Genomic DNA, 15,320 nt, shown 5'->3' with positions numbered 1-15,320 from the left:
GCGCGGTCAGCCCGCCGGAGCGGAGCCGTCCAGCACCACCACGTCCCGCGCCTGGAAGGCGATGCCCACCCGCTCGCCCACTTCGGGCGCGTCCCGCAGGGCGCAGGCCGCCTCCACCTGCGGCCCGGTGGCGGGCCGGAGCAGCAGCGCGACATGGGTACCGCGGAAGGTGCGGGCCGCGACCGTGCACGGCAGACCGTCCGGCGCGGCCGTCAGCCGGACACCGGCCGGGCGGACCAGCAGCCGGCACGGCCCGTCCGGGGTGGCCGCCGGGACGGGCACCTTTCCCCAGGGGGTGGCGGCGGCCTCGCCTTGCACCGTCGCCTCGACCACGTTGTCGAAGCCGAGGAAGCGGGCGACGAACTCACTCGCGGGCCGCTGCCAGACCTCCAGCGGGGTGCCGGTCTGCGCGATCCGGCCGTCCTGCATCACCACCACCCGGTCGGCGAGCGCGAAGGCCTCGCCCTGGTCGTGGGTGACGGCCAGCACGGTCGTGCCCAGTTCACGGAAGAGCCGCCGGAGTTCGACGACGAGCCGTTCGCGCAGCCCGCGGTCGAGCTGGCCGAGGGGCTCGTCCAGCATCAGCAGCCGCGGGTGCGGGGCCAGCGCGCGGGCCAGGGCGACCCGCTGCTGTTCGCCGCCGGACAGGGACGCCACGGCGCGGCGCTGGGCGCCCGGCAGCCCGACGAGATCCAGCAGTCCGGCGACCGTGCGCTCCCGTTCGCCGCGCGCGGAACGCCGCATCCGCAGCCCGAAGGCGACATTGCCCGCGACATCGCGCTGCGGGAACAGCTGGTGGTCCTGGAACATCAGACCCACCCCGCGCCGGTGCGTGGGCACGCCCGACTGGTCCCGGCCCTCCAGCAACACCTGTCCCGCGTCGGCCTGTTGGAGCCCGGCGACGACTCTCAGCAGGGTGGACTTGCCGCTGCCGCTGGGCCCCAGGACGCAGACGATCTCCCGGTCGGCGACGTCCAGATCGACCGCGTCCAGCGCCGGGCGCCCGCTCGTGCCGAAGCGGACGGTCACCCCGCCCAGCCGCAGCAGTTCCCGCGCCGTGGTGCCGGCCGGTGCGGTGGTGCCGGTCCGTGCCGTCATCTAGAACTCCCCGGATCGGTCGAGGGGGCGGAGGCGCTCCAGCACGAGCAGCGCGGCGGCGCACACCACCATCAGAAGGGTCGACAGGGCCATCGCCTGCCCGTAGTTGAGCTCGCCCGCACGTCCCAGCAGCCGGGCCACGGCGACCGGCAGCGTCGGCTGGTCCGGGCGCGCGATGAAGACCGTCGCGCCGAACTCGCCGAGCGACACGGCGAAGGCGAAGCCCGCGGCGATCAGCAGCGCCCGCCGCACCAGCGGCAGGTCGACCTCGCGCCACACCTGCCAGGGCGAGGCGCCGAGCACGGCGGCCGCCTCCCGCAGCCGGCCGTCGACCGCCCGCAGCACCGGCAGCATCGTGCGGACCACGAACGGCACCCCCACCAGCGCCTGGGCGAGCGGGACCAGCCACCACGAGGCACGCAGATCGAGCGGGGGCGCGTCGAGGCTGATCAGAAAGCCGAAGCCCACGGTCACCGCGGAGACTCCCAGGGGCAGCATCAGCAGGGCGTCGAAACCGCGGACGAACCGGCTGATCGCGGGGGTCCGCCCGGACGGGCCGCGGCGCAGCCGGGGCAGGGTCAGCGCGGCGGCCGCCAGTCCGCCCACCAGCAGCGCGATCGCGGTGGCCGCCGCCCCGTAGGCGAGGGAGTTCCCCAGGGCGTCCAGGGGGGCGACGGCGAAGGTGCTGTCGGCGTTCGCGGCGGACCCCAGCGAGGTGTAGAAGACCGTGCCGTAGCCGTCCGGCCCGGCGAACGACCGCTCCACGAGCACCAGCAGCGGCGCCAGGAGCAGGACGGCGATCACGGCGAGCGTCCCCCACAGCAGCGCCCACTGGCCGGGGCCGCGCGGCCGGCGGGCGGTCCGCGCCGCGTCCACGAGCCGGAGCGCGGACTCCCGGCGGCGCACGGTCCAGGCGTGCAGCGCCAGTACGCCCAGCACCGCGGCGAACTGGACCAGGGTGAGGACGGCGGCGGTCGGCAGGTCCAGGAAGTCCGCGGTCTGCCGGTAGATCTCCACCTCCAGTGTGGAGAAGGCGGGGCCGCCCAGAATCTGCACCACCCCGAAGGAGGTGAAGGTGAACAGAAAGACCATCAGGGCGGCGGCCGCGACGGCCGGCCCCAGCGCGGGCAGCGTCACCCGCCGCCAGGCCTCGAACCGCCCGGCCCCCAGCACCCGCGCCGCCTCTTCCTGCCGCGGGTCGAGCTGCCCCCAGAGCCCGCCGACGGTCCGGACGACCACGGCGTAGTTGAAGAAGACATGCGCCAGCAGGATCGCCCACACCGAGGTGTCCAGGCGCACGCCCCACAGGTCGTCCAGCAGCCCGCCCCGCCCCAGCAGCGCGAGGAAGGCGGAGCCGACGACGACGGTCGGCAGCACGAACGGCACCGCCACGACCGCCCGCAGCAGCTGCTTTCCGGGGAAGTCGAAGCGCGCGAAGACATAGGCGCCGGGCAGCGCGATCAGCAGGGTCAGCCCGGTCGAGGCGGCCGCCTGCCAGACGGTGAACCACAGCACATGCACGATGTCCGGGTCGCTCAGCACGGCACCGAACCGGCCGAACTGCCACTGCCCGCCGTCTTTGAGCCCCCGCCCGACGATGGCCACCACGGGGTAGGCGAAGAACAGCGCGAAGAAGGCGAGCGGCACCGCCATCAGGCCGAGCCGCACCGCCGTTCCCCGCGCGGGTCTGCCGCGCCGGGCACCCGTGGTGTCCGGGGGCGTTACTTCAGGACGAGCGAGGACCATTGCTTGATCCACTGTTCGCGGTTCTTCGTGATCGCCTCGGGCGCCAGCGTCGTCGGCCTGTCGATCGCCGTGCCGTACCGGGTGAACACCTCCGGCACCGCGGCGTCCGCACGGGCCGGGTTGACGAACATCGTCAGCGGTACGTCCTCCTGGAACTTCCTGCTCAGCAGGAAGTCCAGCAGCGCCTTGCCGCCCTTCTCGTTCCGCGCGCCCTTGAGCAGACCGCCGAACTCGACCTGCCGGAAGCAGGTGCCGGCCGCGACACCGGTCGGCGCCTCCTTGGGCGCGGGCTTCTTGCCGAGCACCTCGGCGGGCGGGCTGGAGGCGTACGAGACCACCAGCGGCTTGTCGCCCTTGCCCTTGCCGGCCGCGGAGCCGGAGAACCGGTCGTTGTAGGCCTGGTCCCAGCCGTCCACGACCTCGACACCGTTGGCCTTGAGCTTCTTCCAGTAGCTCTGCCAGCCCTTCTCGCCGTACTTGGCGATGGTGCCGAGCTGGAAGGCGAGCCCCGGCGAGGACGTGGCGGGGTTCTCCGTGAGGAGCATGCCCTTGTACTGGGGCTTGAGCAGGTCGTCGAAGGTCTTCGGCGGCGCGATCTTGTGCCGGTCGAAGTAGCCGCGGTCGTAGTTGACGCAGGTGTCGCCGTAGTCGAGCGGCGTGACCCGGTGCTGGCCCTTGTCGAGCTGGAGCTCCGCGGGCACCTTGTCCAGTCCCTTGGCCTCGTACGGGCTGAAGAGCCCCTCGTCCAGACCGCGCGAGAGCAGGGTGTTGTCGATCCCGAAGAACACGTCGCCCTGGGGGTTGCCCTTGGACAGGATCGCCTGGTTCACGGCCTTGCCGGCGTCCCCGCCCCGCAGGACCGTCACCTTGTAGCCGCTCTCCTTCTCGAAGGCGGCCAGGACGGACTTGGACGCGTGGAACGAGTCATGGCTGACGAGGGTGACGGTCTTGGCGTCGGCGCTCCCGCCGCCCTGGCCCCCGCAGGCGGCGAGGGTGGCCATGCCGACCGCGGCGGCCACCACCGTCGCGGTGATCCTGCTGGTGGTGTTCACTGACTTCCTCCTGGCTGGCCAGGAAGAGACGCGGCCCTGCCCCGGTTCCGCCGCTCCGTCGTACGAGGACGTACCGGACGGAGGGGACCCGGGGCAGGGCGCAACAGCATGAGTGACGACCGAACTTCCTACCCGGAATGACCCGGGCGAGGTTCAAGGGTCTGCGGGCACCGTAGGACTACGACGCTTCCGCACTCTCAGCGCTGTGGCGCTCCCCTGTCGGAATGTGTGCTTGTTCGACACACCGTACCAGCGGGCGGTCAGCGCTCCGAGGCCGCGAGCTGACCGCAGGCGCCGTCGATCTCCTGGCCGCGGGTGTCCCGGACGGTCACCGGCACCCCGTGCGCCTCGATGGCCTGGACGAACGCCCGCTCGTCCTCGGGACGCGAGGCGGTCCACTTCGAGCCGGGCGTCGGGTTCAGCGGAATGAGGTTCACATGGACCCGCTTGCCCTTCAGCAGCCGGCCGAGCAGATCACCGCGCCACGCCTGGTCGTTGATGTCCCGGATCAACGCGTACTCGATCGAGATCCGCCGCCCGGACTTCTCGGCGTACTCCCACGCCGCGTCCAGCACCTCCCGCACCTTCCAGCGCGTGTTGACCGGCACCAGGGTGTCCCGCAGCTCGTCATCGGGGGCGTGCAGCGACACGGCCAGCCGGCACTTGAAGCCCTCGTCGGCGAACCGCAGCATCGCCGGCACCAGGCCGACGGTGGAGACGGTGATCCCCCGCTGCGACAGCCCCAGCCCGTCCGGCTCCGGGTCCGTCAGCCGCCGGATCGCCCCGACCACCCGCTTGTAGTTGGCGAGCGGCTCCCCCATCCCCATGAAGACGATGTTGGACAGCCGCGCCGGCCCGCCCGGCACCTCCCCGTCGCGCAGCGCGCGCATCCCGTCGACGATCTGGTGCACGATCTCGGCGGTCGAGAGGTTACGGTCCAGCCCCGCCTGTCCGGTGGCGCAGAACGGGCAGTTCATCCCGCAGCCGGCCTGCGAGGAGATACACATGGTGACCCGGTCCGGGTACCGCATCAGCACCGACTCGACGAGCGTCCCGTCGTGCAGCTTCCACAGCGTCTTGCGCGTGGTGTCGTCATCGCACGAGATGTGCCGCATGACCGTCATCAGATCCGGCAGCAGCTCACTCGCCAGCTTCTCGCGCGCCGCCGCCGGAATGTCGGTCCACTGCTCCGGGTCATGCGCATACCGGGCGAAGTAGTGCTGCGACAGCTGCTTCGCACGAAACGGCTTCTCCCCGATCGCGGCCACCGCTTCGCGACGCTCGACAGGACTGAGATCGGCAAGGTGCCGCGGCGGCTTCTTGGCCCCGCGCGGCGCGACAAAAGTGAGTTCTCCGGGTGCAGGCATGGTGGGTCCAGTGTGGCAGATCATTTACGGGGCCCCAGGTCGGAGCGGTGAGGGGACGGTCACGCGCTGTTTCCTTCTGCCGTTGGTGGCTGACCTCGCACGGCCCAGGGCTCTGGCCGGGGTGCTACTCGTACACGGTGGCTGCGCTCAGAGCTCTGGCGAAGAAAGCCCAGTCACCGTTGTCAGGTAGGTCGTGACCGGCATTCCGATACCAGCCGGGCGCGTCATCGACCCAAGCGGCGAGAGCCTCCAGGAAATCACCAAGATCAGTGTTGCCCCACGAGACGGCGCTGTCGGCATAGTCACGGTGCAGGGAGCGGACAAACGACGCCAGCGCTTCCCTGCTATCCACGCGATCAGGAGACGAAGTCATGGGCGTGGACGCTACCGCCCTGGGGTTACTGCTTTGTAAGCCTGCCAGTGATCGCCGCGACGGACCTGCTGGTCGGCCCGAAGCCACCGTTGCTTGTAGTCGTTGATGTCAGCAATGGATGTCAGGCGATGCGTTCCACAAGGCTGTCGAAACCCGCTCCGCCATGGTCCGATGGCGACCAAGGGTTGGTAGTGGCTCTGGGCTTGGGCCCAGGCAAGCTCTTGGGGGGCGTATGCAGTGGTCAACGGTTGTTGCCACGGCTCTGGGTACGGTTCTTGGTGTGGTCAGCACGCTCGTTGCTGACCGCGTCCGCTGGCGCCGTGACACATCAGAGCGAGAGCGCGATGCGCTGCGCACCGCCTGCATGGAATACCTCACGGCCCTCGCTCAGGCCCGGGATGCGTTTTCCCGGAGCGAGCTTCGTCCGGAACGTATCGGCAGGGGTCACGTCGCGATCGGCGAGCATGGTGTGTACGCAGCACAGCAGCAACTGCAATTAGTGGCCCAGCAGCCGGTTGTCGAAATGGCCGGACGCGCCACTCTCAGCGTGCTCGACTTCCATGACGTCGTGGTTGCCGGTCATGACTCGGACTCCGTGGAGTACATCCGTGCCTGGCGGACCGCTCACGAGGCCCGCAGTGCGTTAACTGAGGAGATGAGGACGGCTCTGCGGCGAACCTGAAAAGAGGTATACAAGCATCCAGGTGGAACACACAGCTCCTCGTCCTGAAGTGCATTGGGCAGACGCCACTCAAAAGCGTGCGGGGTCAGCCCAGGGGCAGGCGAAGGGTTTTTGGGCCAGTTCTTAAGGCTCACTGCACGGCGTCGAAATTTCGGCCGAATCCTCGTATCAGGGCTTCGATCAGGTACGTCCGGGGCCACAGACTGATCAGAAGAACGTCAGAGATCGCCAGGCTTCGCCAGGAGCCGTCTGGTTCTGCCGAGGGGATTGGCGTCCGATCATCGTCACCCTGAAAAACATCACCGCAGAGCGCTACAGTGCCCTACCGAGAGCTTCAGAACGGGGGATGCATTGTGCGAGGACGTAACGCGGCCACCTGTGCGCTTCTGGTCTTCACCCTGGCCGGGTGCAGCGGCACTTCACACAACGAGGAGGGGAAGAAGGCGGCCTCATCCCAGCTGCCCATCGCTGACTTCGTCGGCAAGACCAAGAGCGAAGCGGAATCCGCACTGAGCTCGCCGATGACGTTGAGGGCATATCTGGACGTAGAAACGAAAGCGGATCGCAGTGATTCCACATTCGATACATGGATCATCTGCAAGCAGAAAGTGCACGGGGACGGCCCTGTGATGTTCACCGTCGCCGCCACCCGTGAAGCCTGCGGATTTCCCCCAGCGCCTGATAGCCCGGAACCCCATTCCCCCTCCCCCCAGGTCGTGGACGATGTACCCGCGTCGTCAGACAAGGACGATCGATACGCCGACGCCGTGAAAGCCCACGCCCCCGAACTCGGACCGGTGGAAGCCGACGACCTCGGAGTTCAGGGGCAGCTCATATGTACAGAACTCGATGCGGGTGACAGCCCCCGAGAAGTACTCGAAACGGCGCAGGCCGCATACCCAGGAGCGAAGGGGCTGGCCATCGTTACCGAAGCCCCGCCCGTCTACTGCCCGTCATATACGTCCGCTGTGGCGGCAGCTTTGAAGTAGCGCGGATCATCCGGAAGCCCAGGCCGGAACACTGGGCCACGGAGGGCACGGTCACCCATGGTGGTCCGCCTGCCGGCGCGAGGCGCCGAGCCGGACCGAGCCTCTCCCCCGGGCAGCTCCCCCTCCCTCGCACCAAAAAGACCAAGCAGACGTGTCCACCCCCCGCCGCCTTCGTTGGCCACCGCGCCATGGTGGCGGGTGTGGGGTACGTCAGGAGCGTGGAGCAGTGGCCGTGACCCGTTGGATCGTGATCAACGTGCCTTCCTGGCTGCTGCTGGCCGGGCTCGTCGTCGGCATCGCCGGCGGGACGGCGGCCTTCCAGGCGGTGGTCCGGCGCCGCATCCCCCGCCTCAAGCGGGGCGAGCAGAACGAGATCGCGCAGTTCCTCTTCCCCGTGATCGCGGTCGTCTACGGATTCCTCATCGGCTTCATCGTCCTCGCCCTCTGGGGCCAGGTGAACGCGGCGGACCAGACGACGCGGACCGAGGGCGCCATGGCGACACAGCTGGCCAGGGGCCGCGAGGTGTTCGGCGAGGCCGAGAGCGCACGGATCAGGCAGAGCCTGTTGGCGTACGGGCGCGCGGCGGCGGCCGAGTGGCCCCGCGCCGCGGCAGGCGATGCCACGCCCAAGGCCGAGAACGCGCTGCACCGCCTGCACAGCACGTACGAGCGCATTCAGCCCCGCAACGACACCCAGCGAGCCTTCCTCACCAGCTCGCTCGCGTCCCTGAGGGAACTGAGCCTCGCCCGCACGGAACGGCTGCTCGAGGCACGCACCAACATCGGCCCGCCGCTGTCCCTGTGGCTGGCGGTCCTGCTGACCAGTGGACTGGTCCTCGGATTCTCCGCCACCTTCGGCTCCGAGCAGGCCCTGATCCACTACGGGATGGTCGCGGCGGTGAGCGTCCTCGTCGCCACCAACCTGTTCCTGGTCACGGAACTGTCGTATCCGTTCCTCGGCGAGTTCGCCACGTCACCGGAGCCACTGCGCGCGGCGGTCGAGACGCTGTCGCCGCCCCGGTAGCCGGCGGGCGGCTCAGGGGAGGGAAGGCACGGAAAAGGGCAGGGAGAGGAATCCTCTCCCTGCCCTCACCCGCGAGAACCCTGCGGTCAGCCGGAGCCCACGAAGACCACGAACAGCAGCCAGACCACGGGCGCGGTCGGCAGCAGCGAGTCGAGCCGGTCCATGATGCCGCCGTGGCCGGGGAGCAGGGTGCCCATGTCCTTGATGCCGAGGTCCCGTTTGATCATGGACTCCCCGAGGTCGCCGAGGGTCGCGCTGGCCGCGACGGCGAGGCCGAGCAGCAGACCCTGCCACCAGGCCCCGTCCGTGATCAGGAACTCCATGCACAGCGCACCGGCCGCCATCGCGAAGAGCACCGCGCCGACGAGTCCCTCGCGGGTCTTCCCGGGGCTGATGCGCGGGGCGAGCTTGTGCTTCCCGAACCGCCAGCCGACCGCGTACGCACCGGTGTCGCTGACGACCGTCAGCAGCAGGAACGTCATCACCCGCTGCGGCCCGTCGTCCTCGGCCGCGAGCATCAGCGCCACGAACGTCGCGAGGAACGGCACGTAGAACGCCGCGAAGACGCCGGCGGTGACGTCCCGCAGATAGTTCTCGGGCGCCTCGGTCATCCGCCACACGAGCACGGCGAGCGCGGTGAGCGCCATCGCCACCCAGGCTCCCTCGGCGCCGCGGACGTATCCGGCGACGACCATGGCGGTGCCGCCGACCGCGAGCGGCACCAGCGGCACCTTGATGTCCTTGCGCTCCGCCAGCCGCGAGGTCAGCTCCCACAGGCCCACCACTACGGCGATCGCTATCACGCCGATGAAGACGGGCTTGTAGACGAAGAGCGACGCGAGAATGATCGCGCCGAGGCCGACGCCGACCCCTATGGCGGCGGGCAGGTTGCGGCCCGCGCTCTTCTTCTTCGGCTTCTCTGAGTCCGGCGAGCTGTCGGACCCGGAAAGAGAGGTGGGCATGGGCTCCTGCGGCTTTTCGTCGCGGAACAGGGGGCCGCTCCGTCGAGCAGCCCCCCGGTCGTCCAGGTGGTCCCGGGTGTCCCGGATGTCCCGATATCCCCGGTTGTCATCCTGGCGTCCGCCTTGCCCGGGCACAAAGGGCATGGGCCGAGTCTGCGCCGCATCGCCCCGGTCGTACACCGGACCCGCCGGAACGGGGGGCGCCGACCCGCGCAGCGAGGGGGCCGGGCCGTGGTCGGGCGGTCCCCATTGACCGGCGCCGGGCGGGGCCCCCCAGGAAGACTCGTTCATCAGACCTCGAGGAGCTCGGATTCCTTGTGCTTGAGCAGCTCGTCCACCTGCGCCACGTACTTCGCGGTGGTGTCGTCGAGCTCCTTCTCGGCGCGGCGCACCTCGTCCTCGCCGGTCTCCTTGTCCTTGACCAGCTTGTCGAGGGTCTCCTTGGCCTTGCGCCGGACGCTGCGGATCGAGATCTTCGCGTCCTCGCCCTTGTTCTTGGCGACCTTGATGAACTCCTTGCGGCGCTCCTCGGTCAGCTCCGGGAACGTCACTCGGATGATGTTGCCGTCGTTGCTCGGGTTGACGCCGAGGTCGGAGTCGCGGATGGCCTGCTCGATGTTGCGCAGCGCGCTCTTGTCGAACGGGGTCACCACGGCCATCCGCGGTTCGGGAACCGAGAACGACGCCAGCTGGTTGATCGGCGTCATGGCGCCGTAGTAGTCCGCCACGATCTTGTTGAACATCGCCGGATGCGCACGCCCGGTGCGAATCGCGGCGAAGTCCTCCTTGGCGACCACGACGGCCTTCTCCATCTTCTCCTCGGCCTCGAGGAGGATCTCTTCGATCACCACTTGCTCCTGGTCTTTTCGGTAAGAAGCAGAGCCTCGCCCCTGCCGCGCGTGTTCTCCTGCACGGTGTCCGACCGGCAGGCCGTTGTCCATCCCCGTACCGGGGTCTTACCCCGGTACGGCGTTGCCGCCCGTACGGGCCGATGCCCGTACGGAATCGCGGCAGTTGAGGCCGTCAGGCCCGGGTGTCCTGATCGCTGACGAGCGTGCCGATCTTCTCACCCTTCACCGCACGCGCGATGTTGCCCTCGGCGAGCAGCTCGAAGACGAGGATCGGGAGCTTGTTGTCCCGGCACAGCGTGATGGCTGTGGCGTCGGCGACCTTCAGGTCCCGGGTGATCACCTCGCCGTATTCGAGGGCGTCGAACTTCACCGCGTCCGGGTTCTTCTTGGGGTCGGAGTCGTAGACGCCGTCCACCCCGTTCTTGCCCATCAGCATGGCCTCGGCGTCGATCTCCAGGGCGCGCTGGGCGGCGGTGGTGTCGGTGGAGAAGTACGGCATGCCCATACCGGCGCCGAAGATCACGACCCGGCCCTTCTCCAGATGGCGCACCGCACGCAGCGGAATGTACGGCTCGGCGACCTGTCCCATGGTGATGGCCGTCTGGACGCGGGAGTCGATGCCCTCCTTCTCCAGGAAGTCCTGGAGGGCCAGACAGTTCATGACCGTGCCGAGCATGCCCATGTAGTCGGAGCGGGCCCGGTCCATGCCGCGCTGCTGGAGTTCGGCGCCACGGAAGAAGTTGCCGCCGCCGATCACGATGGCGATCTCGTAGCCGTCGCGCACCACGGCGGCGATCTCGCGGGCCATCGCGTGCACGACGTCGGGGTCGACGCCCAGTCCGCCGCCGCCGGCGAATGCTTCGCCCGACAGCTTCAGCAGGAAGCGTCGCCTGCCGCCGTGGCCGGAATGGTCTGCGTGCGCGCCGTCGGCACCGTGAATCATTGAGCTCTCCTCGTGCACATACGAAGAAGGCCATTGCCGTGGGTCTGGTTCAGATCCCTGTGCGGCAATGGCCTCCTCGTCACATCTGCGGCCGGCCGTTGAGCGGCCGACTGCGTACGACCCTAGCGGGGTCGTAGGTCATTCGCTGCCTTCGCGACAGGCTCAGATGCCGACCTTGATGCGCGAGAAGCGCTTCAGGGTGACACCGGCCTCCTGGAGGACCTTCTCGACGGACTTCTTGTTGTCGAGCGCGTACGGCTGACCGAGCAGCGTCGCGTCCTTGAAGAAGCCGTTGAGGCGACCCTCGACGATCTTCGGAAGAGCAGCCTCGGGCTTGCCCTCCGCGCGGGTGGTCTCCTCGGCGACGCGGCGCTCGGCCTCGACGACCTCGGCCGGGACGTCGTCCTTGGCGAGGTACTTCGGGGCGAACGCGGCGATGTGCTGGGCGATGCCCTTGGCGACCTCGGCGTTCTCCTTGTCGAGCTCGACGAGGACACCGATCTGCGGGGGAAGGTCGGGCATGGTGCGGTGCATGTACACCGACACGTAGCCGTCGGAGAACTGCGCGAAGCGGTCCAGGACGATCTTCTCGCCCAGGGTGGCGTTGGCCTCGTCGACGAACGCCTGGACGGTCTTGCCGGCCTCGATCTCGGAGGCGAGCAGGGCCTCGATGTCGGCCGGAGCGGTCTTCGCGACGTGCGCGGCGATCTCGTTGGCGACGGCCTGGAACTTCTCGCCCTTGGCGACGAAGTCCGTCTCGCACTTCAGCTCGACGATGACACCGGAGGCGTTGTCGTCGGCGATGAGGGAGACCACCGCACCGTTCTCGGCGGAACGGCCCTCGCGCTTGGCGACGCCCTTCTGGCCCTTGATGCGCAGCGCCTCGACGGCCTTGTCGACGTTGCCCTCGGCCTCGTCCAGGGCCTTCTTGCAGTCCATCATGCCGGCGCCGGTGAGCTCGCGGAGCTTCTTGACGTCAGCGGCGGTGTAGTTCGCCATGGTCTGTGAATCTCTTCTCGAAATCTCGAAGTCGAAAGATCTACGGGTGGACGGCGGGGGCGGCGCTTGTGGCGCCCTCCCCCGCCGTCGTCAACCGGATGCTGCGGGTCAGGCCTGCTCAGCCGGCTTCTCGGCCTCGGCGGCGGGAGCCTCGGCGGCCGGGGCGGCCTCCTCGGCGGGCTTCTCCTCGGCCTTGGGGGCCTCGTCGTCAGCCTTCTTCTCGCCCTCGAGCAGGTCGCGCTCCCACTCGGCCAGCGGCTCGGCGGCAGCGGCCTTCTCGCCGGGCTTCTGGTCGCCGGTGGCGGCACCGGAACGGGCGATGAGGCCCTCGGCGACGGCGTCGGCGATCACGCGGGTGAGCAGGGTGACGGAGCGGATCGCGTCGTCGTTGCCCGGGATCTTGTAGTCGACCTCGTCCGGGTCGCAGTTGGTGTCGAGGATCGCGACGACCGGGATGTTGAGCTTGCGCGCCTCACCGACGGCAATGTGCTCCTTCTTGGTGTCCACGATCCAGACGGCGCTGGGCACCTTCTGCATCTCGCGGATACCGCCGAGGGTCTTCTCCAGCTTGGCCTTCTCGCGGGAGAGAACCAGGAGCTCCTTCTTGGTGAGGCCGGAGGCGGCCACATCCTCGAAGTCGATCTGCTCGAGCTCCTTCAGGCGCTGCAGGCGCTTGTAGACGGTCGAGAAGTTGGTCAGCATGCCGCCGAGCCAGCGCTGGTTCACGTAGGGCATGCCCACGCGGGTCGCCTGCTCGGCAATGGCCTCCTGGGCCTGCTTCTTCGTGCCGACGAACATGACCGAGCCGCCGTGGGCGACGGTCTCCTTGACGAACTCGTAGGCGCGGTCGATGTACGACAGCGACTGGAGCAGGTCGATGATGTAGATGCCGTTGCGCTCGGTGAAGATGAAGCGCTTCATCTTCGGGTTCCAGCGGCGGGTCTGGTGCCCGAAGTGGACGCCGCTCTCCAGCAGCTCCCGCATCGTGACGACGGCCATGGCCGTACTCCTTGTTGTACTCGGTTTCACTGCGGCCGGTCGGCCGCGGTGCCTGACGCCCCGACGCGCCTGCCGGGGATGACACCTTGCGGAGCCGTCCGAGGACCGAGGGGCGCGGCCGTCGTGCTGCCCGAACGGGACTGGTGCACTGACGGCGGGGCGTGCGAAGTCGACCCGGTGACCCGGATCGCCATCAGAAGTGTACGGGACTGCCGATGCACCGGGCGACACGCTCCGTTTCGAGCCCCACACGAGTGACACCGTTGTCCACAACCAGCCGCTCATCCACAGCTTCAACCCAAGATCCACACGCCCCGACGAACTGCGCCACCGTCAGCACATGCGACGAACCACACGACGAACCCCAGGACCGAACCGACGCTTCCGTACCTTCACGGGCACCGGCGGGCGCTTCACAGGATCACGCCCCGACGACCGGCCTGGGCCGGCGGACCGAGCCCGACCGGCGGGTCGGCCGGGGCGGCTCGGTCGACAGCGGTCCGCTGATCGACTGGGGCGGCTCGATCCATCAAGGTCAGCCGGTCGGCCAGGGCGGCCCGATCGATCACGGTCAGCTGATCGGCTACGGCCGGTTGATCGGGTATGGCCGGTTGATCGGCTGGAGCAAGGCGACCGCGGTCCGGGGCCTGGGCGCGGCTGCCGGATGACGGGGCAGGGGTCGGGTTCCGGGGACCGGAGTCGGCCGGGACGGGGGCGCCACAGTCGGAAGGGGCACGCACCTGGCTCTCTTCCTCCTCCGTCCCAGTCCGGGCCCCAGTCCCGGCCCCGAGCCCAATTCCGTCTCTGGTCCCCCTTCCGGCCGCCTCGCCCCCTGTCCCAGCCGGGGTCGCGCTTACGGTCGCCCGCGCCGCTGCCCCCTGCACCGCGGCGCGATCCGAACGGATACGGGCCGAGCTGCTTCTTCCCCGCCCACGCGATGGGCGTACTCCTGGCCCCGACCGCGGCCGCGGTCCTCACACTCTTCGCCCCGTCACTCGCGAACGCTGCCGCCACGGCTCCGTCCACGAGCGGAGCGGCGGGGCGCAGCGTGGAGCCCGTGATAGAGCGTGGGCCAGCGCACGGGCTGGGGCTCATGGCGGGCCGGCCGGTGGTGGGGATGGTGGTCCGGGCCATGGACGACAGAGCCGACCAATCAGTGGATCGGCCGGTGGATCGTGCGGTGACGCGTGCGGTGGGTGTGGGACGCGGCTGGCTGGTAGGGGCTCCCAGAGACATGGCACCTCCGGAGCGTGCCACGCCATCCGCCGAGGACAGATCGTGGCCGGTGGGAGGGCCTGCGGGCTTACAGCCCACCGTGCTCAGGGGCTGGAAACCGCCTCCTGCCCCCTGGGCGGCGGGGCACCGAGGGGTGGACCTGGCCGCCTCCGCCGGTGCCGTGGTGCGAGCCGCGGCACCGGGCCGGGTGACCTTCGCGGGAACCGTCGCCGGCCGCGGCACCCTGACCCTCGAGGTCTCCCGCTCGGGCCGCCCGCCCCTACGCACCACCTACGAACCCGTGCGGTCCACGGTCAAGAAGGGCCAGCGCGTCACGGCGGGCCAGCCGGTCGCCCTCCTGCAGAAGGGCGGCCCGTTCCACTGCCGCGAGCCCTGCCTCCACTGGGGCCTGCGCCGCGGCAAGACCTACCTGGACCCGCTGTCGCTGCTGCCCCAGAACATGCTCCGCGGCGGCCCGTCCCGCCTGCTGCCGATCTTCGGGGTACCCGTACCAGCGGGCGCTGATCCCGCTCCCCCACATCCGGTTCGAACCGAGCCGACATCCCAGGTCGGAAGTTCGGCCCCGACAGCAGCCGCCCTCATAGAGGCGGCAGGCCTCGCACTCGTAGCGGCCTGGGCGCTTCGCCGTCTTCCCTCGCGGCGCTCTGAGGTGAGCGAGGGCGCACGAAAGCGACACGATTAGCGCTACGGCCGCGCCCTCTGACCAGGTGGTGAGTGACCACACAAGACGACTGCGATCGCGCCGACTAGGCGATCACGACACGGCGAACGCAACCCTCAGGCAAGGCCGTGAGCCTGGCCGCAGGGGTAGCCCAACACGGCCAGGCCGAGACACAGCCAAAGTGGGTGGGAAAGCCGAACCACACGTAGGCCCGCACCCGGCCACAGGCACGACCCGGCTGCGGGCTGCGGGCTGCGGGCTGCGGGCTGCGGGCTGCGGGCTGCGGGCTGCGGGCTGCGGGCTGCGGGCTGCGGGCTGCGGGCTGCGGGCTGCGGGCT

14 protein-coding genes are annotated in these 15,320 nt (G+C 69.5%); 4 read left to right on the top strand and 10 right to left on the bottom strand.

Going from position 1 to position 15,320, the window contains the following annotated elements:
- Nucleotides 1-6: 6 nt before the first annotated feature.
- The 5 genes from ACWC9R_RS21800 to ACWC9R_RS21780 form a co-directional block, all read right to left on the bottom strand.
- Entirely contained in the window at nucleotides 7-1,098 is a 1,092-nt protein-coding gene (locus tag ACWC9R_RS21800; RefSeq protein ID WP_450733777.1) for an ABC transporter ATP-binding protein, read from the bottom strand.
- Nucleotides 1,099-2,844: an ABC transporter permease gene (locus ACWC9R_RS21795; protein WP_450733775.1), complete on the bottom strand. Its 1,746-nt coding sequence runs from the start codon at nucleotides 2,842-2,844 to the stop codon at nucleotides 1,099-1,101.
- Entirely contained in the window at nucleotides 2,820-3,896 is a 1,077-nt protein-coding gene (locus ACWC9R_RS21790) for a thiamine ABC transporter substrate-binding protein (protein WP_450733774.1), read from the bottom strand. Before ACWC9R_RS21790 ends, ACWC9R_RS21795 begins: the two co-directional genes overlap by 25 nt.
- 260 nt (nucleotides 3,897-4,156) lie before the next feature.
- Nucleotides 4,157-5,263: a 23S rRNA (adenine(2503)-C(2))-methyltransferase RlmN gene (gene rlmN / locus ACWC9R_RS21785; protein WP_450733772.1), complete on the bottom strand. Its 1,107-nt coding sequence runs from the start codon at nucleotides 5,261-5,263 to the stop codon at nucleotides 4,157-4,159.
- Between the two features lie 124 nt (nucleotides 5,264-5,387).
- Complete coding sequence (locus ACWC9R_RS21780) at nucleotides 5,388-5,636, bottom strand: DUF7660 family protein (RefSeq protein ID WP_450733770.1); 249 nt, start codon at nucleotides 5,634-5,636, stop codon at nucleotides 5,388-5,390.
- Nucleotides 5,637-5,916: 280 nt separating this feature from the next.
- Between ACWC9R_RS21780 and ACWC9R_RS21775 the strand changes: the two genes are divergently transcribed.
- From ACWC9R_RS21775 to ACWC9R_RS21765, 3 genes are all read left to right on the top strand, one after another.
- On the top strand, nucleotides 5,917-6,318 hold the full coding sequence (locus tag ACWC9R_RS21775) for a hypothetical protein (RefSeq protein WP_450733768.1): 402 nt from the start codon (nucleotides 5,917-5,919) through the stop codon (nucleotides 6,316-6,318).
- Between the two features lie 353 nt (nucleotides 6,319-6,671).
- A complete protein-coding gene (locus ACWC9R_RS21770) occupies nucleotides 6,672-7,307 on the top strand; it encodes a DUF732 domain-containing protein (RefSeq protein WP_450733767.1) in 636 nt (211 codons plus the stop codon).
- Between the two features lie 226 nt (nucleotides 7,308-7,533).
- The gene (locus ACWC9R_RS21765) at nucleotides 7,534-8,331 is read left to right on the top strand and encodes a bestrophin-like domain (protein WP_450733765.1); all 798 of its coding nucleotides are present in this window, start codon (nucleotides 7,534-7,536) and stop codon (nucleotides 8,329-8,331) included.
- An 86-nt stretch (nucleotides 8,332-8,417) separates the two neighbouring features.
- Here the strand turns inward: ACWC9R_RS21765 and ACWC9R_RS21760 are convergent, their stop codons facing one another.
- The 5 genes from ACWC9R_RS21760 to rpsB all read right to left on the bottom strand — a co-directional run bounded on the left by ACWC9R_RS21760 (nucleotide 8,418) and on the right by rpsB (nucleotide 13,085).
- On the bottom strand, nucleotides 8,418-9,584 hold the full coding sequence (locus ACWC9R_RS21760) for a phosphatidate cytidylyltransferase (protein WP_450733763.1): 1,167 nt from the start codon (nucleotides 9,582-9,584) through the stop codon (nucleotides 8,418-8,420).
- Nucleotides 9,584-10,141, bottom strand: coding sequence for a ribosome recycling factor (gene frr, locus ACWC9R_RS21755; protein ID WP_030087489.1), 558 nt, complete (start codon nucleotides 10,139-10,141; stop codon nucleotides 9,584-9,586). Before frr ends, ACWC9R_RS21760 begins: the two co-directional genes overlap by 1 nt.
- Nucleotides 10,142-10,316: 175 nt before the next feature.
- Complete coding sequence (gene pyrH, locus ACWC9R_RS21750; protein WP_386687803.1) at nucleotides 10,317-11,087, bottom strand: UMP kinase; 771 nt, start codon at nucleotides 11,085-11,087, stop codon at nucleotides 10,317-10,319.
- A 162-nt stretch (nucleotides 11,088-11,249) separates the two neighbouring features.
- On the bottom strand, nucleotides 11,250-12,086 hold the full coding sequence (tsf, locus tag ACWC9R_RS21745; RefSeq protein ID WP_450733761.1) for a translation elongation factor Ts: 837 nt from the start codon (nucleotides 12,084-12,086) through the stop codon (nucleotides 11,250-11,252).
- A 108-nt stretch (nucleotides 12,087-12,194) separates the two neighbouring features.
- On the bottom strand, nucleotides 12,195-13,085 hold the full coding sequence (rpsB, locus tag ACWC9R_RS21740; protein ID WP_235467547.1) for a 30S ribosomal protein S2: 891 nt from the start codon (nucleotides 13,083-13,085) through the stop codon (nucleotides 12,195-12,197).
- A gap of 1,369 nt (nucleotides 13,086-14,454) precedes the next feature.
- On the opposite strand from rpsB, the gene ACWC9R_RS21735 reads away from it, so the two are divergent.
- Nucleotides 14,455-15,003: a peptidoglycan DD-metalloendopeptidase family protein gene (locus tag ACWC9R_RS21735; protein ID WP_450733759.1), complete on the top strand. Its 549-nt coding sequence runs from the start codon at nucleotides 14,455-14,457 to the stop codon at nucleotides 15,001-15,003.
- The last annotated feature ends 317 nt before the right edge of the window (nucleotides 15,004-15,320 follow it).

The organism is Streptomyces sp. NPDC001219 (genome assembly GCF_053597915.1).
The sequence above is the reverse complement of the archived record's forward strand: the minus strand, read 5'-3'. Positions and strand labels throughout refer to the sequence as shown.